The organism is Myroides fluvii, from assembly GCF_009792295.1.
Lineage (GTDB): Bacteria > Bacteroidota > Bacteroidia > Flavobacteriales > Flavobacteriaceae > Flavobacterium > Flavobacterium fluvii_A.
On the sequence record NZ_CP039934.1, the window covers coordinates 3,578,052 to 3,597,382 of the forward strand.

19 protein-coding genes are annotated in these 19,331 nt (G+C 36.1%); 1 reads left to right on the plus strand and 18 read right to left on the minus strand.

What is annotated here, in order from left to right; all coding sequences use genetic code 11:
• Position 1: 1 nt before the first annotated feature.
• The 11 genes from FBR08_RS15775 to FBR08_RS16990 all read right to left on the minus strand — a co-directional run bounded on the left by FBR08_RS15775 (position 2) and on the right by FBR08_RS16990 (position 11,281).
• Positions 2 to 637 (minus strand): hypothetical protein, encoded by a 636-nt coding sequence (locus FBR08_RS15775; protein WP_158963806.1) that lies wholly within the window; start codon positions 635 to 637, stop codon positions 2 to 4.
• Positions 638 to 1,854: 1,217 nt separating this feature from the next.
• Positions 1,855 to 2,661: an RHS repeat-associated core domain-containing protein gene (locus FBR08_RS16985; RefSeq protein WP_262885179.1), complete on the minus strand. Its 807-nt coding sequence runs from the start codon at positions 2,659 to 2,661 to the stop codon at positions 1,855 to 1,857.
• 220 nt (positions 2,662 to 2,881) lie between these two features.
• Positions 2,882 to 3,355, minus strand: coding sequence for a hypothetical protein (locus FBR08_RS15785; RefSeq protein WP_233266144.1), 474 nt, complete (start codon positions 3,353 to 3,355; stop codon positions 2,882 to 2,884).
• 1,023 nt (positions 3,356 to 4,378) lie between these two features.
• Positions 4,379 to 4,786, minus strand: a complete 408-nt coding sequence (locus FBR08_RS15795) for a hypothetical protein (RefSeq protein WP_158963810.1) — start codon at positions 4,784 to 4,786, stop codon at positions 4,379 to 4,381.
• Positions 4,787 to 4,796: 10 nt separating this feature from the next.
• Complete coding sequence (locus tag FBR08_RS15800) at positions 4,797 to 5,783, minus strand: RHS repeat-associated core domain-containing protein (RefSeq protein WP_158963812.1); 987 nt, start codon at positions 5,781 to 5,783, stop codon at positions 4,797 to 4,799.
• A gap of 14 nt (positions 5,784 to 5,797) precedes the next feature.
• The gene (locus FBR08_RS15805; protein WP_158963814.1) at positions 5,798 to 6,043 is read right to left on the minus strand and encodes a hypothetical protein; all 246 of its coding nucleotides are present in this window, start codon (positions 6,041 to 6,043) and stop codon (positions 5,798 to 5,800) included.
• A gap of 850 nt (positions 6,044 to 6,893) precedes the next feature.
• The gene (locus tag FBR08_RS15810) at positions 6,894 to 7,286 is read right to left on the minus strand and encodes a YbbC/YhhH family protein (protein ID WP_158963816.1); all 393 of its coding nucleotides are present in this window, start codon (positions 7,284 to 7,286) and stop codon (positions 6,894 to 6,896) included.
• A 588-nt stretch (positions 7,287 to 7,874) separates the two neighbouring features.
• Complete coding sequence (locus FBR08_RS15815) at positions 7,875 to 8,864, minus strand: RHS repeat domain-containing protein (RefSeq protein ID WP_233266145.1); 990 nt, start codon at positions 8,862 to 8,864, stop codon at positions 7,875 to 7,877.
• A 14-nt stretch (positions 8,865 to 8,878) separates the two neighbouring features.
• Complete coding sequence (locus FBR08_RS15820; protein WP_158963814.1) at positions 8,879 to 9,124, minus strand: hypothetical protein; 246 nt, start codon at positions 9,122 to 9,124, stop codon at positions 8,879 to 8,881.
• A gap of 910 nt (positions 9,125 to 10,034) precedes the next feature.
• Positions 10,035 to 10,556, minus strand: a complete 522-nt coding sequence (locus FBR08_RS15825) for a hypothetical protein (RefSeq protein ID WP_158963818.1) — start codon at positions 10,554 to 10,556, stop codon at positions 10,035 to 10,037.
• A gap of 2 nt (positions 10,557 to 10,558) precedes the next feature.
• Entirely contained in the window at positions 10,559 to 11,281 is a 723-nt protein-coding gene (locus FBR08_RS16990) for an RHS repeat-associated core domain-containing protein (RefSeq protein WP_233266333.1), read from the minus strand.
• Between the two features lie 711 nt (positions 11,282 to 11,992).
• On the opposite strand from FBR08_RS16990, the gene FBR08_RS15835 reads away from it, so the two are divergent.
• A complete protein-coding gene (locus FBR08_RS15835; RefSeq protein WP_158964341.1) occupies positions 11,993 to 12,325 on the plus strand; it encodes a helix-turn-helix domain-containing protein in 333 nt (110 codons plus the stop codon).
• Between the two features lie 12 nt (positions 12,326 to 12,337).
• Here the strand turns inward: FBR08_RS15835 and FBR08_RS15840 are convergent, their stop codons facing one another.
• From FBR08_RS15840 to FBR08_RS15870, 7 genes are all read right to left on the minus strand, one after another.
• Entirely contained in the window at positions 12,338 to 12,895 is a 558-nt protein-coding gene (locus tag FBR08_RS15840; protein WP_158963820.1) for a hypothetical protein, read from the minus strand.
• 11 nt (positions 12,896 to 12,906) lie between these two features.
• Complete coding sequence (locus tag FBR08_RS15845) at positions 12,907 to 13,887, minus strand: RHS repeat domain-containing protein (protein ID WP_233266147.1); 981 nt, start codon at positions 13,885 to 13,887, stop codon at positions 12,907 to 12,909.
• A gap of 14 nt (positions 13,888 to 13,901) precedes the next feature.
• Positions 13,902 to 14,147 (minus strand): hypothetical protein, encoded by a 246-nt coding sequence (locus FBR08_RS15850; protein ID WP_158963814.1) that lies wholly within the window; start codon positions 14,145 to 14,147, stop codon positions 13,902 to 13,904.
• 1,280 nt (positions 14,148 to 15,427) lie between these two features.
• Positions 15,428 to 15,823: a cytochrome C gene (locus tag FBR08_RS15855; protein WP_158963822.1), complete on the minus strand. Its 396-nt coding sequence runs from the start codon at positions 15,821 to 15,823 to the stop codon at positions 15,428 to 15,430.
• Positions 15,807 to 16,097, minus strand: a complete 291-nt coding sequence (locus FBR08_RS15860; protein WP_158963824.1) for a hypothetical protein — start codon at positions 16,095 to 16,097, stop codon at positions 15,807 to 15,809. Before FBR08_RS15860 ends, FBR08_RS15855 begins: the two co-directional genes overlap by 17 nt.
• Entirely contained in the window at positions 16,094 to 17,107 is a 1,014-nt protein-coding gene (locus tag FBR08_RS15865) for a cbb3-type cytochrome c oxidase subunit II (protein WP_158963826.1), read from the minus strand. Before FBR08_RS15865 ends, FBR08_RS15860 begins: the two co-directional genes overlap by 4 nt.
• Positions 17,108 to 17,117: 10 nt before the next feature.
• Positions 17,118 to 19,250: a cbb3-type cytochrome c oxidase subunit I gene (locus FBR08_RS15870; protein ID WP_158963828.1), complete on the minus strand. Its 2,133-nt coding sequence runs from the start codon at positions 19,248 to 19,250 to the stop codon at positions 17,118 to 17,120.
• Between the last annotated feature and the right edge of the window lie 81 nt (positions 19,251 to 19,331).

The following is a 19,331-nucleotide window of genomic DNA, read 5'->3' on the forward strand; positions in this document are numbered from 1 at the left end:
ATTATTTTTTTAATGCTGCTCTAATTACTTTAATCGCATTTTCTAAAAATGTAGCTCCTTGTCCATAGTCTCTACTTTTATTAGAATAATATTCCGCTGTTACTTTGTTACTCTGTCCATATGGCTTTATTAAATCATATGTTATACTTTTAGTACTAGAAGACGGCCCAGAATTACTTGTTTCACGTATTATATTCTTCAGATTCAAATCAGTTTTATTTGCATAGGTAAGTTTACTTTCTCCTATCTCCTTCAATCCAGGAGTTATATTTTTAAAATTTTCTGCTCCCATCCTTCCCCCAGTTGTGTATTCTGTTTCCATTATTCTAACACTTTCAGCTTTTGCATATCCTACACTACTCATAAAACTCTCAGGGTTTTCAATTGGTGCTGCACCATATTTATTGGCTGTCTTTTGAATACTTGAAGCTCGTGGATAATTATCTCCAAACATATCATCTGCGCCTAATCTATCAAATTTAGTAGCATCACCAACTCCAATACCATCTGCAGTTTCCTGCGTTAAAGTTGATTGGTTAGGTACAAAAACAACTGCACCTGTTTCTCTCTGAACAAACCAATCATCTTTCCCTGTTGAATCCTCTTCACTCATCCCCGTTGGGTCAATCAAATTCATCGGGTTATTGTGCCCATGTCGCCAACGGAACGGGTCCACACACAACCACCTCTACTTCTTCTTTTCCTCGCGCGAAACTAACCCTGGTTTTACAAAACCAACTGTTCCTATAAAAGTAGGATTTATTTCAATTGAAAAACGGATCATCACTCAAAAAATGCATCTGTCAATTACCCTAATAACCATCCGGTATCCCGTTCACTACCCACGCTCATCATGTCACCCTGAGGCAACGAAGGGTCGCATCCTACAAGGCTTTGAAAGACGGCATTGAGTGACGAGCGTTGATTGTTGATTGACGGGTGTTGAATAACAGATGCGATTTCTCCTTCGTCGAAATGACATGACGGAGTGTGATTGACGGGGAGTGATTGACGAGTGTTGAGCACACACAGTAATCACCCTGAGGCAACGAAGGGTCACATCCTACAAGGCATTGAAAGAAGGCATTGAGTGACGAGTGTTTGGGAATGCGCTATAAAAGACAAAACCCGTTAATCGAAAGACTAACGAGTTTTTCTTCTTTATAATTTATGCACACGGATTGCACCCTAGGCTTTAACCGAAGGGCTTGAAGTTAAGTCCGCGCGATCAGGTTCACTTGCGTTCATCTCTCTTATTCGTACCTCACTATTCTTGATAGCCTTTTCCTCTTGCCGTTCAATACCTTTCTATTACTTTCAAAGCACCGAGAGGTGGTTTGAAACCCTCGCTTGTACAACGATTATGATAAACCTACTATCATCTCCTATAAAGCATTGAACAAGGTTTCAAACTATTGTCTATTCACAGTACACTCCGCGCGATCGAGATTGACATTTCTCAGATAATTAATCTAATTGATACAACAAGTAAAATGAGTATATAAAATTTAATATTATCATACAGATTATACACCATACAATTATACCTCCTATAAGATTTTGATTTTTAGATAATCGCTCAAATCTTACATTGTAATCCTTCCACACACTTGAATACGTAAAAAATTTCAAGTTAACGATCACAATACATACTACTATAAGCATAAACACTATTTTATTCAAATAAAAGTGTCTATCAATAAAAACCGTATAATAATTCACCACAGACATTACCAACCAGATTTCTAAAGCCATAATTGAAACTTCTGCTTTAAAAGCACTCCAAAATTTGGGAAAAGAAATCTTTTCCCAAAAAATAAATAATTTATAAAATAAATAATAATATCCTCTCATCTATAACTCTGGTTTAAATACAGCTCCTCTATTTCCTTTTCTATATGTAGCTTGTGCTTCTCCATAATCTTCTAATGCTCCTGATGCTCCATTTGGGTGTAAAACTTCCATACCATTATATATGAGAGATGCTGGTGTTCCAAAACCTGTAAAACCTAATGCCCCCATCGTAGTATTAACTCCCATTTTTACAGGAGAAACTGCACTTGGTGAATTAGGATTCTGTTTATATTCATTCAAACCGTATGTATCTAATGCAATACCTAGACCAAACGTGAATCTACCCAGAAACTTTCCTATATATGAACCTTTTATATACCACTTACCATTTCCATAATAATTATTACCTAAAAAATTAACAGGAATATCTGGTCTTGCCGTTCCTATAGCAACTCTCAAAGAAGAATTCCCTATTCCTGCAGCAGCTAAAGTTCCTACATTATTTGCAACTCCAGTAGCAGCCGATAAATCTTTATCCTTAAACCAATTCTTAAAATGATTAAACCCCGATTTCTCTTTGTTTTTTTCCCAATCCGATGAAATCTTCTCACTTGAGAAACCACTTTTCTTCGCACTAATAACAATTTCATCTAAAGTACTACTTATACCTTCAAACGTAGACTCCAATAATGATGGTTGTTTCACAGGATCTCCTTCCCCTGAATTTTCTGCACTCATCCCCGTAGGATCCACTAAATTAATCGGGTTATTGTGTACATAATGGTACGGATTCCATCCTGGGAAATCTTCCGCCAACGGATCCACACTCAAAAATATATTCGCTCCTGGATCGTAATATCGTGCAATTTAGTTGACCGTTGACCGTTTACAGTGAACGGTTCTACATCGCCTTTTACAACAACAAAACCTCTTCTAAAGATAATGCTTTAAAGCTACAAACAAATTGTCCTTACACTAGATTTTCTTTTACAAACAGTTGACTTTATTCACGCTGTCAACGTTAACAGTAAACTGTTAACTACAAAAACAAACCCCTTTAATCCGTTTTGGAAGGTTGGGGTGGATTTTATTTAACATCCTCAAAAGGAAAATCTTCTTTCAGTTTTATACTATTTTCTCTATGCTCTTCAATGTAATCTAAAAGTAGTTGAAAATTACTTAGTTTACCAATAAACTTACTATCAACAGAGTAGTTTCCAAAGTTATCAATACAAATAACCTTATCTTTAAATTCAATTCGATACCTTATATCTAAATCATTATTCGATTTCACAATATCATCTGTTTGCCAATCCTTTAACAACAGATCTATAAACACCTTATCATCTATTTTAAAATAAGAAATCAAAAAATCCAAACTACTCAAATAATTATTACAACTAACGGGGAGATCAGTATCTACCATACCTCTAACAAAATATATAGTCCCATACTCTTTCCCCTCAGCTAATGCTTTATCAATTGTATTTATTTTCTTACAACCAACCAAACTGATTACTATAAGAGCAAATAAAATATTTTTTTTAATTTCTTTCATCATGGTACAATCCTTTTGAAATTTGATTACTGTTACTTCTATTCTTCGTATTTCTTATCTTATTTGAAGTTGAAGATCCCGATAGCGCGAATTTAACTTCGTTCAGTTCGGCTAAAGCCTCGGGTGCAATCCGTACCTTTCTAAACCTCATAAATACTATTTCCACTTCAAACTCATATTAAACCTAAGACTTCAGCCGAACGTCTTGAAGGTAAATTCTTGCAATCATGACTTACAAAACCAACTGTTCCTATAAAAGTAGGATTTATTTCAATTGAAAAACGGATCATCACTCAAAAAATGCATCTGTCAATTACCCTAATAACCATCCGGTATCCCGTTCACTACCCACGCTCATCATGTCACCCTGAGGCAACGAAGGGTCGCATCCTACAAGGCGTTGAAAGACGGCGTTGAGTAACAAATGCAATCTATCTCACCAGGTTAATATTTATCTCATTAGGTTTGTATTTTATTTTAGTGTTCGATGAATCTTCACTACGTTTCGATTTTCACTGCGTTCCTCTTTACTACTCCACTGACGATAAATATAGTTGATAGTAAACGGTTTACAGTGAACAGTTTCTATTCTCTTTTATAATAAATAGTTGTCTAAAACCCAACTACTTTTTAGTTTACGGTGGACGGTTTACAGCTTACAGTTTTACTTCTCTTTTAATCGAATAATCTTCCGTAAACCGTTAACGGTAAACTGTCAACTAAAATTCACTGTTGCTTTTTTGTCATCTTCGGCTGTACTTTATGTTTTGAAACATACTTACCATTGTTGTTGGATAGTCGATGCCTTTTTTAATAGTGTAACGGTGGTGGGGTGTTTTATTTGGTTTACGGTGAACGGTTTACTGTGTACAGTTTTAATTCTCTTTTTATTGAATAATTTTCTGTCAACCGTTAACAGTAAACTGTTAACTAAAAACAAAACCCCAACGATTCGCTTTGGAAGGTTGGGGTGTGGTTTGTTTAATTTTGTACATCTAAAAAAATCATATTTTTATAGTACTTCAATTATTTTAAAACATTCATTTTAATCATTAAACATTCACCTTCAAAACCATTGCCTTTCATAAAAATAGTATCAGTAGTATATCTTTCTATTATAAAAGAATTTAGTCCAAAATTTAATACTAACGATTTGGAATCAAAATACCAATCATTATCTAAATTATCTATTACAAAGTCCTTAGCAAAATTAGTTCCAACCTCATTTACGCCTCCTCTATAAATCTCATACTTATCTTTTTCAAACTTATACTTATATCCCAAATAATGAAATTCTTTTTTATTCTCTAACACATAATAATTCCAAATTTTTGTATCATTAGCATCACTTACTAATATATCAAAAAAATCATTTTTTTGATTATTACAATTAGTCAATACCAACAACAAACTAAACAATATTATATACTTCATATTAAAAACATTAATTAGGTTCCTTTTTAGTCTTAACATCAAAATACTTTTTCTCACCATTTTTTTCTATTCCATAACCATATCCTGATTTAAAGTCTTCTAATTTATATCCTCCTCCATTACTATTATTAAACTTATTAATCAATTCACTACGTTTACTACGGCTTCTAATAGCTCCTAAATAAGAAGTCATTGAAGAAATCATACCTTGTTGAAAATCTTCAGTAGTTTCACTAAAAGATTTATCCCCCATTTGTTTAATGTAAACATTCACATGGCTTTCAAATGAACTATTTATTCCGTTAGCATTATCAATTCTATGTTCTCTTTCATGAACTAATGTATTTATCAAATTGTTTTTATCATTCAATAAACTACTTACTGTACCATCATCTCCAACAGGAGCAACCCAAATTTTATTATTATTTGAATTATAATGCGCTATCCCACCAACTTCATTAGTGGCACCAACCCCTTCAACTCCAATTTGATTAGCATAGTAACCAACAATATTAGCTACAGATTGCCTATTTCTATTATTTAAACCAAACCAACTTTTACCAATCGAATAATCTGATAATGATCTGACTTTTCCTCCATCCATAATGGTAATATGAGACTTACCATCATTAACAACCTTAGTAATACTCCCCTTACCATTTAAATGAATGATATCTCTCCCATCAGGGTCAATTGCATTAATTGGGTTATTAGCCACATACACATAGGGGTTAATATTAGGGTACTTCTCAGCCAACGGGTCCACACTCAAAAATATACTCGCTCCCGGATCATAGTAACGCGCTCCGTAATAATAGTAACCTGTACTTTGGTCTAATTCTTTCGCATTAAACTTATACACATTCTCCAAAATGTTATTGGTGCTCTGCTCTACCATTACCTCTCCAAACGGTAAATACTCAATGTATTGGCATGGTTTTCCAAAAACATCGGTAATATACGATGTACTTCCTAAACAAAGTTCATCGAATACCAAAACAAATAGAATCGTTAATGAGATAAATGGTCGCTATGATACCACCAAACAGGGCCATGTTCCAAGAAAGGATCTTCTATGTTAATAATTTCAAAAGGAGGATTATTATTTTTCCATTCGTCATCTTTTTTACCAGGGCCTAGTTCCTCTTCTGGAAATTCAGGTTCGGGCTCAGGTTGCGGATCTGGCTCTTGTGGAAGAGGCGGAACCGTTAATTTACAAAAAGTAAAAATAAATCCATATTCATTGTATCCTGACATATCAGGTAAATCATAACATTCCTTGCAATTTGGACAAGTTAAACAGTTATAATACTTCAATAGCCACCAATAAATCTCCAGTTTATCTTCCTTATCCTCATAGTACTCTATAAAAGTAAGGAATTGATTGTAACATATCCTGATTTACATCTTCTATCTCCTACTCTTGGTTTTACAAAACCAACTGTTCCTATAAAAGTAGGATTTATTTCAATTGAAAAACGGATCATCACTCAAAAATGCATCTGTCAATTACCCTAATAACCATCCGGTATCCCGTTCACTACCCACGCTCATCATGTCGCCCTGAAGCAACGAAGGGTCGCATCCTACAAGGCGTTGAAAGACGGCGTTGAGTAACAAATGCAATCTATCTCACCAGGTTTATATTTATCTCATTAGGTTTGTATTTTATTTTAGTGTTCGATGAATCTTCACTACGTTTCGATTTTCACTGCGTTCCTCTTTACTACTCCACTGACGATAAATATAGTTGATAGTAAACGGTTTACAGTGAACAGTTTCTATTCTCTTTTATAATAAATAGTTGTCTAAAACCCAACTACTTTTTAGTTTACGGTGGACGGTTTACAGCTTACAGTTTTACTTCTCTTTTAATCGAATAATCTTCCGTAAACCGTTAACGGTAAACTGTCAACTAAAATTCACTGTTGCTTTTTTGTCATCTTCGGCTGTACTTTATGTTTTGAAACATACTTACCATTGTTGTTGGATAGTCGATGCCTTTTTTAATAGTGTAACGGTGGTAGGGTGTTTCTTTTTCTGCTAAACAATCCCCCGCTAAATACAAAACCCCTTTGATCCGATTGGAAGGTTGGGGTGGTGTTTGTTATTTAGTATGTAATACCTTCAAAATAGCTCCATCACTTTTACGTATCTCAATATAAAAAACTCCTCCTTCCATATCATCTGATAAACTCCCTTCTATGCACCAAACAGAATTATTTTTAAAAAAAACATTATATGGACGTTGCTTAATAATTAATTCCTTCTTATAAATATTAAAAAGAATTAACTCTGCTATCTGAACCGCTATATTTGCATCAGATACATATCCTTCAACCTTATCGATTCCATTAATTCCATCATAATTTAAAGGCATATTAATAATATTAAATGTTCTTAAACTATCTTTTACCTCTTTCTCTTTTGAAGTCTGTATAGTTTTACTACATGCAAAGGTTAGTAAAACTAATACTAAAAATATACTATTTTTTGTCATAATTTATTTAGATTGAAAACCAAAGTACTGAAAATATTGGGAGGCTGGTTTTATTTGTGCGAAGCAGTGAGGTTTGTCAGACCTGCTTGACGGATGCGATGCTTCCTTCGTCAGCAGGACAAGCTGGGTGGATGGCCCTTGTGTTATGATTCTCTTTTTACGTATCGTTATACGGTCAACTAGTAACGGCAAGCTATTGGATTGACGGTAAACAGCTTACTGTGTACAGTTTTAATTCTCTTTCTATTGAGTAATCTTCCGTTAACTGTTAACAGTAAACTGTTAACTAAAAACAAACCCCAACAATCCGTTTTAGAAGGTTGGGGTGGGTTATTATTTGCTTATTAAATACTATAAAACAGTTTTTTTAAGCTTATTATTTTTTACTAAAGAAAGTTTTTTAAAAACATAGCTAGTCCTATTAAGATAAGTATCCCACCTCCTATATATCCTTTTAAATGGGATACATACGTTATATCTAAATTCTTCTTTACATTTTTTCTATCTTTAAATGTAATATATAAAGTCAAAATGCCACCTCCCAAAAATAGAATACTATATAAATAATCTTGCATAATCTATAATAATTTAATCTTTATCAATTTCTTTTTGAATTAAATTCAACTTTAAACCAGCTCCTTGTTTTAAAATCTCACTCCCTAATTCAAAACCTTCTTCTCCAATTTTTTTCCCTGCTCCAGGTAATACTCTATTTAATCCAGCATTAATTAATTTTTCAGCAGCCATAAAACTAGCACCTGTACCAGCCTTTTTATAATCTCCACTAAAAAACTCAACTCCAATCTCTATAGCGCTCCCAACTCCAGACATAGCACCTCCGATACCAGCCACTGGTATACCAATACCACCACCGATACCTGTTATAGTCATTCCATATCCCACTAAACTAACAGCATCTCCTGTATCTTGTAATCCTTGTGGTAAATCGTATTTAAGCGCATTTATTACAGCTCCATCTACTCTACTTGGGTCAAATCCTCCATTTCCAGTACGTTTTATTGTGGATGTCGGTGCACTATCTACTTTACTGGTATCAAAAACTCCTTCGGAAGAATTACTTCTTAATGCTTCAGCATGTTTGGCATCTAACCTTCCTCCCCAATTAACTGACTTATTATTCAAATTTGGCTTTAAACCACCTTTTAAGGTATACGCTTTATTATCATTTTTCCCATCTGTTCCTAAGTATGTTTTTCCGTCACTTCCAAAATAATGTCTATCTCCTTTTTCAGGTATCATCCCTGTCGGGTCAGTTAAGTTAATTGGGTTATTTAATGTATAAATATAAGGGTTATAATCAGGCATCTTCTCCGCCAACGGGTCCACACTCAAAAATATACCCGCTCCCGGATCGTAATAACGTGCTCCATAATAGTAGTAACCTGTCTGCGAATCCAATTCTTTAGCATTAAACTTATATACATTCTCCAATATGTTGTTGGTGCTCTGTTCCACCATTACCTCTCCAAACGGTAAATACTCAATGTATTGGCATGGTTTTCCAAAAACGTCGGTAATATACGACGTACTGCCTAAACAAAGTTCATCGAATACCAAAACAAATAGAATCGTTAATGAGATAAATGGTCGCTATGATACCACCAAACAGGGCCATGTTCCAAGAAAGGATCTTCTATGTTAATAATTTCAAAAGGAGGATTATTATTTTTCCATTCGTCATCTTTTTTACCAGGGCCTAGTTCCTCTTCTGGAAATTCAGGTTCGGGCTCAGGTTGCGGATCTGGCTCTTGTGGAAGAGGCGGAACCGTTAATTTACAAAAAGTAAAAATAAATCCATATTCATTGTATCCTGACATATCAGGTAAATCATAACATTCCTTGCAATTTGGACAAGTTAAACAGTTATAATACTTCAATAGCCACCAATAAATCTCCGGTTTATCTTCCTTATCCTCATAGTACTCTATAAAAGTAAGGAATTGATTGTAACATATCCTGATTTACATCTTCTATCTCCTACTCTTGGTTTTACAAAACCAACTGTTCCTATAAAAGTAGGATTTATTTCAATTGAAAAACGGATCATCACTCAAAAATGCATCTGTCAATTACCCTAATAACCATCCGGTATCCCGTTCACTACCCACGCTCATCATGTCGCCCTGAAGCAACGAAGGGTCGCATCCTACAAGGCGTTGAAAGACGGCGTTGAGTAACAAATGCAATCTATCTCACCAGGTTTATATTTATCTCATTAGGTTTATATTTTATTTTAGTGTTCGATGAATATATCTCACTTATTTTATATTTGTTTTAGTGTTCGATGAATCTTCACTACGTTTCGATTTTCACTGCGTTCCTCTTTACTACTCCACTGACGATAAATATAGTTGATAGTAAACGGTTTACAGTGAACAGTTTCTATTCTCTTTTATAATAAATAGTTGTCTAAAACCCAACTACTTTTTAGTTTACGGTGGACGGTTTACAGCTTACAGTTTTACTTCTCTTTTAATCGAATAATCTTCCGTAAACCGTTAACGGTAAACTGTCAACTAAAATTCACTGTTGCTTTTTTGTCATCTTCGGCTGTACTTTATGTTTTGAAACATACTTACCATTGTTGTTGGATAGTCGATGCCTTTTTTAATAGTGTAACAGTGGTGGGGTGTTTCTTTTTCTGCTAAACAATCCCCCCTAAATAACACCACCCCTTTGATCTGATTGGAAGGTTGGGGTGGTGTTCTATTTTTCATAAAGATACTGCTATCCACACTTTATTTTGGGAGTTTCAATTATACCTTTATTTGTAATAATCCTTTTAAATTTTTTTAAGTTTTTTTTACAAAAAAAATAATTTACGGCCTTTTTTCTATCATCCGTTTCAAATTCTATAAAAGAAGACTCCTCTTCATATTGAATCTTATTATTTAAAATCAATTCTTCTAAAATTCTTTCATCACTACCATAACTATCATCCCACCAAAAAAATAATTTACTTTTATATACAGTATACCTATTTGGTAGATGGTTATCATTAAATATTTTATTTTTAGAATACAACAGTTTATCTGAATTTTCCATAATTGAAAAAGAATAATAATCTGTTTTTTCAAAATTATAATTCACAAAAAAAACTTTTCCTTTAGAGAACAATTCTGTATTTGAAAAATCAATTATACCATTAAAAATGGCATCTTCATAATTTCCTTTATCTTTAAATTGAGATTTATAAGAATTACAACTAGTTAAACCAATAAATACTATTACAAACAAATATTTTTTCATAATTAATAGTTTGAGCTTGTATAATCAATAATATGTGGACTGCTACTTCCATATCCATTTGGATGTGTCAATATATAATATTTTAAATTTCTATTTTGTCTAAGCCCATTATCTCTTGAATTTATGTCAGCTTTAGAAGGTTCAAATCTAGTTGATTCATTTGGATGAGTATGAAAGAAGCCCTTTACTTTATAACTGTTAAATTCTTTAATATCACTAACAAGACCTCTTATTGTTTCTGCACCAGATGAAATACTTTTTGTATATGTATTACCTTCATATTTTCCTAAAGTTATATGAGTGATATTTTCTGTTCCATCATTTGAAAAATAAGCTCCTTTTATCTCTTTGCGTACATAATCAGACAATTGCCAAGCAAATCTTTCAACTCCCTCTTTAGTAGCCTCAGTTTTTCCACCGACTTTAACAACATTCCCTTCAGTTCGAAAATTCATTCCATCAGACAAAATTCCTTTATCAATATTATCAATAGCTACTTTAGGACTTCCATCACGGTTTGTTTTGACTTCTCCTCTACTATTAGTTTGTAAAATTCTATCAGACTTATCGTTGGTTTCTCCTACTTGTTTTACATCTCCTGTTCTTTTATTCAGCGTATAATCTGTTTCTGCCGCCATCCCCGTAGGATCCACTAAATTAATCGGGTTATTGTGTACATAATGGTACGGATTCCATCCTGGGAACTCTTCCGCCAACGGGTCCACACTCAAAAAGATACTTGCTCCTGGATCGTAATAACGTACAATTTAGTTGACCGTTGACCGTTTACAGTGAACGGTTCTACATCGCCTTTTACAACAACAAAACCTCTTCTAAAGATAATGCTTTAAAGCTACAAACAAATTGTCCTTACACTAGATTTTCTTTTACAAACAGTTGACTTTGTTCACGCTGTCAAACCGTTAACAATAAACTGTTAACTACAAAAACAAACCCCTTTGATCCGTTGGGGTTTTATTTTTTTATAATTGATGCGCACGGACTGCACCCAAGGCTTTAGCCTAAGGGAACGAAGTTAAATCCGCGCGATCGGGTTGGGTGCTGTTTAATCAATAATTTCTTTGGCTTTATTAATCACTTTAGTTGAGTTTTCTTTACGCAAAATAAAATCAATTACATCCATACTTTTACCGTGGGTTTTACAGTTTCCGCTAAAGTAATATGCCGTTTGCGTTTTATAATACACTTGGATACTCGGGGGTTTTGTCCGCGTGGAACGGACAGTTTATTCTGCTTTGCTTATCCGTTTTCAATCCATAATAATGCAATACGTTCGACATTGTCAGCTGTTGTTTGATTTCGCTTATTTCTATACTCAAAAACTTTTTTAAAAAAAATTCATTAACCGTAAACGTTTTATATATTTACAGTATCCTTTGAAATAAAGGTATTTATTAACCTTATACGTTTTAATTATAGTTACTTTCAGTAAAAGATTAAGGGAAGCCAAAAACCTTTCCCAACAGGATTTGGCTAAATTGATTGGCAGTATGCATACCGTTATCGGACGTTATGAACGTGACGAGATGAAGCCTTCTATTGACGTTGTTAAAAGGTTAGCCGATGAACTCGGAACTACCGTTGGGTACTTGATTGGCGAAGCAAAAGAAGCCCAGTTTTTGAAAGACCCTACTATGTTGAAAAGATTTCAAGAGATTGACCAGCTCACAGAAAAAGACAAAGAATGTGTCTTTTCTTTACTCGATGCCTATCTTGCTAAAAGTAAATTACAAGCGTTTCTAAAATAAACAAAGCCACTCTCAATGAGTGGCTTTGTTTATTCTTAATAATCTAAATAAATTCCTAACGGCAAAAAATAGTGAGAGTAATGTTCCTATTATAAATATAAACTTCAAAAACTTTATTTTATTTGCTTTCTCTTCATCAATCTCAATCCATAGATAATTATCTCTAATTTGATTGTACTCGCTGTTCTCAATATCTTTAAATGATATAGTAGAATTTCCCTTGTTACTTTTGTAACCTGTTTCATAAGACTTCAAATATTTCACATTATTCAGACTATCAGTACATTTTAACAATACAGATATATCGTTATAACCATAGCCTAAAAATTTGTTTATTTTAAAACTACTTTGCCTATGTCTAAAACCTTTACCTGTTAATTCAAAGTCTTCTTCGTCAAGTAAAACAAACTCCCGTGGATAATCAGAATTGATTTTAGGTATTAATCCATAAGGCATATTTTTATTACAAAAATTGCATCCCAATCCATAATTATACCCTTTGATATCATAGCTTAAATAGAATAAAACAAATACAATAAACGATACCACAAATACTATTATTTTCTTCATAACACAGTAAATTACTTATTGTCTTTAACAGGTTTAAAAAAGTACGTTCTTTCTCTTGTTTTATAATCATAAGGTGTTCCTCCTAATCTTTCCAAATTAGGTCCTTTCCCATCTGGTTTGAATTTATCAATATTCAACCAACCTCCTAAAACCTTTTCATCTATAAAATCAGGGTCCCAAAATCCATCTCTTGAAAACAACGTATAATTTACAGAACTTGATGTTTCATTCCCACCTACACTATAATCTACATTTGTTCTACCTATATGGAAGGTAGATTTTGTTAAATCAACTGAAAAATACCCCTCCGGATCAACAACTGTACTTGTTATTTTAGTATGCTTCTCTTGGAATTTACTCGATGATAATAATTCTCTTGTGGATTGGTCGCCTACATCTGCAGATGCCCCTTTCCCAGAAAAATAATGATTAGTTGCCTCTTTAGTATTATTTACTACAGCGCCACTTCCTGATTTTGTTCCTACCCATAAACTGTTTTTAGCAAAAGATTGTCCTTCTTTTAAATTCAAAACACCTTTATCATTCGCTGTAACTCCACCTCTGTTTAGTATTGTCATTGCGTTCTTCTGGCTTGTTCCTAAAAACTTAGCCATTGAATAAGAATTATCTCCTTTTTGTGCCATAAGATTCCCTGTTGCATCCCATTCCCAACGTCCATCTGGGTCAGTATATCGAAGTGGGTTATTAAAACCGTAACGGTATGGTGTCCAGCCAGGTGCTTGTTCAGCCAACGGGTCCACACTCAAAAATATACTCGCTCCCGGATCGTAATAACGTGCTCCGTAATAGTAATAGCCTGTTTGTGCATCCAATTCCTTCGCATTAAACTTATACACATTCTCTAAAAGGTTATTATTACTCTGTTCCACCATTACCTCACCAAATGGTAAATACTCAATGTATTGTACGGGTGTTCCTAAAACATCTGTAATATACGAAGTACTTCCTAAACAAAGTTCATCGAATACCAAAACAAATAGAATCGTTAATGAGATAAATGGTCGCTATGATACCACCAAACAGGACCGTGTTCCAAGAAAGGATCTTCTATGTTAATAATTTCAAAAGGAGGATTATTATTTTTCCATTCGTCATCTTTTTTACCAGGGCCTAGTTCCTCTTCTGGAAATTCAGGTTCGGGCTCAGGTTGCGGATCTGGCTCTTGTGGAAGAGGCGGAACCGTTAATTTACAAAAAGTAAAAATAAATCCATATTCATTGTATCCTGACATATCAGGTAAATCATAACATTCCTTGCAATTTGGACAAGTTAAACAGTTATAATACTTCAATAGCCACCAATAAATCTCCGGTTTATCTTCCTTATCCTCATAGTACTCTATAAAAGTAAGGAATTGATTGTAACATATCCTGATTTACATCTTCTATCTCCTACTCTTGGTTTTACAAAACCAACTGTTCCTATAAAAGTAGGATTTATTTCAATTGAAAAACGGATCATCACTCAAAAAATGCATCTGTCAATTACCCTAATAACCATCCGGTATCCCGTTCACTACCCACACTCGTCATGTCGCCCTGAGGCAACGAAGGGTCGCATCCTACAAGGCGTTGAAAGACGGCGTTGAGTGACGAGCGTTGATTGTTGATTGACGGGTGTTGAATAACAGATGCGATTTCTCCTTCGTCGAAATGACATGACGGCGTTGAGTGACGCGGGTTTAGGCCCGTTCACTACCCACACTCGTCATGCTCTGCGGTTACGAAGAATCGCACGGGTTATTCTTTTATGTAGGGGTTAGAAGGGTTAGGATGTTTAGAAGGGTTAAACCAATTAACCCAACTCCCATCTAACCAATCAGCCGCTCACCGTCAACTGTTCACTGTAAACCACCTGTTAATCCCTTGTCCATTTTTCCCATAATTGTACCGTTTACTTGATGAATACTAATTTTTGAGATTATGTGTCGTAGCTACCTTCACTAATGTTCTCGTTGCAATACTAAAAAAAAACACACGTACAATACCCCCTTCCGTATTTGTCCACTTTTGTCCTAAAATGGGTAAAAACTTCCACTTTTGTCCAGTACAAAAAACACAACACACTATTAATCAATGCACTTACAAGAATAAGTTTAGAGTTCCTTTTGGGTTTGTTTTGGGTTTCCTTTGTGTTTGCTTGGTTTGAGGGCCTTTTACCAAACAAACCCTAAAGAAAGATATAACAAACCCATAACGAAGAGCTAATAAATCCTCTCCTAAACCCTCATTTTATGGGCTTTTTTTTGCTCTTTGTGAAGTTGTGAATTGGAAAGAAGAGAGAAGAGAAACATAGCGTAAATTGGTGAGATAAATCGCATCCGTTACTCAAGAACTCGTAGGATGCGACCTATCTCACCGAGTTTCTATTTTGTTTTGGAGTTCGATGAACCTCCGATTTCTCCTTTCGTCGAGGTGATTACTGTGCGTGAGTACTGTGCGTGCGAGTGACAGATAGGCTTATCTTTAATCGGTTCGATGGGTTAAACCCTCTCACCAACTCATCACCCCATCAAAGCCACCTCACCCCATAATACATACCCCAGGCGATCACCACAATAATCGTAATCCATACCCAATACGGAATACTCTGAGGAGTTTCACTTCCCGTGATTAAAAATGTCTTAGGATCTGCTTTGCCATAGGCATTAATCATAATATCAACCACGCCATCCACAACGGCTTGTTCTTTGATTCCCTCCACCTCAATGGATGGGCCATTTTTTACGGTAAAGGGGATAAAGCGAATCCCTTGTTTTCCTTCCCCATCTTGACTGACAATTTTTAACACATGCGCTCCATCGCTTAGTCGTTGGGTATCGAGTTCAAACGAAACTGGAGTTTCCAATAGGGCTAAGGGTTTTTCTTCCTCATCAATAAAGAGGAAAACTTTATTTTTTTGTTCCATAGTAGGCTTCATTTAAAACAGTTCTCTTGATGTGATTTCTCTGCTTTTCTCCTGGTTTCACCAACCATTTCACGGAAAAGAACAACGTCAATGCCACGATAATGGCGACGATTCCAATAATGAGATAATCCCATTGACTATCGGGTCCTGCTCCATGTACCACTCCTTTTAAAAGCTTGGGTTGATTGCGTTCGCAAACAGGACAGGCATACGCTGTAGTCGTGGCAATACCCACCACAATCAAAGCTACTATTCGTTGATTTACTTTCCTCATTTTGCTTTCATTTCATTAATATAATTCAGGATTTGTTGTACTTCCTCTACGCTTACTTTGGGCGCTTGATTCCCCCAATTATTTCGCTCGTAATTGACAATTGCGGTTACTTCTTTTGCCGTCCAATTTAAATTGGTTCCAACAGCAGGCATCACCCCATATTCCCCTCGAGCATCGTAGCCATTCATGATGATATCGACAAAGAGTTGTATATTTTCACTCATGACAATGGGACTATTTTTCAGCGGGGGAAAAGCCCCCGCTAATCCCTCTCCATTTGCCTGGTGACAAGCGGCACAATTGTTTGCGTAAAGGTTTTTTCCATCGGCTTCTGTTTCGTCTACTTGTTCCGTACCCCCCGTTATAGCCTCCTGTTTGAGTGGATACAAGAATTCGGGGGCTACGGTGGCTTCTGGTAGTTTGGCTTGTTTTAATTCTTGCAGATAAGCCACTAAATCCAAAGCTTCTTGTGTAGCAACTACTTTTCCTTTTGCGGAAGAGACAACCCCTTCTGGAACAGCCACAACAACATCGGTGTCTGTTGGATTTTGCTTATAATCAAACAAAAAAGGATACGCTGGCATAATAGATTCTTTCACTACAATACGCGGATTAAACAAATGCACCAGATGCCAATCTAAACTAGGCTGACGTGTGCCTATATCTGTTAAATCTGGTCCGGTGCGCTCTGTCCCCATTAACGTAGCCGTATTGATCCACACATCCATTCGCTTATTGGTGGCATAATCCGCAGCCATCGACGGACGTTCTCCCCATTTGCGATCCATCTCCACATTGCGGACTTGCTGACTGTGGCAAGCGACACATCCGTTGGCAATAAAGACCTGTTTACCCCGCACTGCCGCTTCACTTAGGGGAATGGCATCCGGCAAAGGCTGTATTTTCGCTTGATTGTCTAGTGCAGGTAGTATAGCGACAAATAAAGTCAAAACGATAAATAACGCACTGGCAACGAGGTATAGTTTTTTGTGATTATTGAAGATCTCCATAATTGAATCATTAAGAATTTGTATTCGACTTGATTTGTTGTTGTAATTGCTCAAGGGCAACATCGGCAAGAGCCACATCTTTCAGTTGTTCTGCTCTCGTCATGCGATAGAAGTTAAAAGCAAAAAACAAATGAGAAACCCACATCAGCGTTCCACCAATCGCACGCCACAGCCAATACGGCATCATGAGTTTGACGCTTTCAATAAAAGGAGCATCTCCCATCCAGAGTATTCCGCGCAGCGTTCCGCCATACATGAGGGGAATCGAGTAAAACAACAACCCAATTAAAGCCAACCAAAAATGTGCTCCTACCGTAATTTGAGGGGCTTCTTTTCCTGTTAATTGAGGAACGAGCGCATAAATTCCCCCCCAAAGTAAAAAGGCAATGATACCATACATCGTCAGATGCGAATGCGCCACGGTAAAATCAGTAAAATGCCAAAGGAGGTTGGTAAAGCGAAAAGACTCAGCCGTACCTTGTAGCGAACCCGTAAAGTAGAAGATAATTCCCACGACAAAAAAGGGAACGGTGTAGCTATCCTTTACCTTGTGCCAAGCCCCTTTAAAGGTCATCACAAAGTTCGTGGTTCCAGCTACTACGGGAATCACCATACCCACACTGGCAACAATCGCAACCGTTTGCAACCACCACGGAATAGCGCTAAACACAAAATGATGCGTTCCGATGAGCGTATAAAACAAAATCTGCGTCCAAAAAGCAAGAATACCCAAGCTATACGAGTAAATGGGTTTGTTGAGCTGTTGAGGCACAAAATAATAGACAATTCCCAGGGTAAACAACATAAACCACATGCCTACGGCTTGATGCATATAGTAGCCCTGAACAATCGTTTCTCCCAAACCATCTTGCCAAAAAGGCAAATAGCCAACCACAGCTACCACAGTGATAAAAATAACCGCTGCAACAATGTACCAATTGGAAATATAAATCTCTTCCGTTTTTCGCTGTGCTATTGTTTTAAGGTAGTTACTTAAGGTAAACCCCAGTCCCAAAGCAAAAAGCAACATAATGGGCCAGATGTACTCTCTATACTCTCCACCTCCGTTGTTTATGCCAGCCATCAAACTAATTGATCCAAGCAAAACCGAGGCGTTAATCAAAATTAACGAATACCATGCCCCTTTATAACTAGCTAAGGTTGTATTACTCACACGTGGCACGATATAGTATCCCAAACCAAGCATCCCCAATGAAGACCATCCCCAAAACACCGCATTCGTATGTACAGGTCGGAGTCGGCCAAAACTCAACCAACTCGTTTGATCGATATCTGGAGCGACAAACTTAATTCCCAAATATTCCCCTATGGTGGTTCCAATTAACAACCAAAAAGAAGCCGTTCCCAAAAACCAAAGCACAATACGAGTCAATTGAGGGTCAATCGTTGCATTTGTACTATTTTTCTTTTTGGCAGACACCACAGGCAATCCCCCCTTTTCCCGAATCGCAATTAATCCTCTCTTATCTTCTGGTCCCTCCTTCCCTGCGTGTTCTCCCTTGGAAAAAGTATAATCTAAAGCCTCCTTTCGCTGCATAAAAACTTCCAAATCCTCTTCGGATAAATTCTCAAAATAATGCACCAAATGATCAATATCGCGCTTGGTCATTTTTTCCTTCTGACTCAGGATGAGATGACGCACTTGAACCACCATCATCCATATTCCCAACAGAATGGGAATCATCAACAGTCCGATCGTAATTAAAATACCAGGTTCTTTCAACAAGGGACGATCCTCGAGTTTCATAGAAGTTTGTGCCCAAGCAGAAGATTGAAAAAACAACCCAACGAGCAACACTAAGGTGTGTTTTTTAGAACGCAAAACCAACAGTAATTGCTTCATCTGACTGGGTTTTAATTGCGTGAGAGACTGATTCTCTCGCTTTATCACTTGAATTTTACTCTTTTGATACGTCTGCAGTAGACTTTTGGCTTCTACATATAAAAATACGCAGGCAAGCACCAAGCCAATTCCCATAAGCAACAGGAACAAAAGCGCGGTACTATTGGCGTTAAACGCAAAAGAGAAAGGTTGCATCGATTGTGTTTCAACCGCAATCGCTGGTACAAATGACAACGAGGTAAGCGGAACAAAACAGGTCGTAAAAAAGACAGTTTTCATGCTAAGTATGTATTACAGTTTATTTCAAAGACAAGTCCCCCCTGAAAGAAGGATGCTCCAATACGAGGTACAAATCCCTAT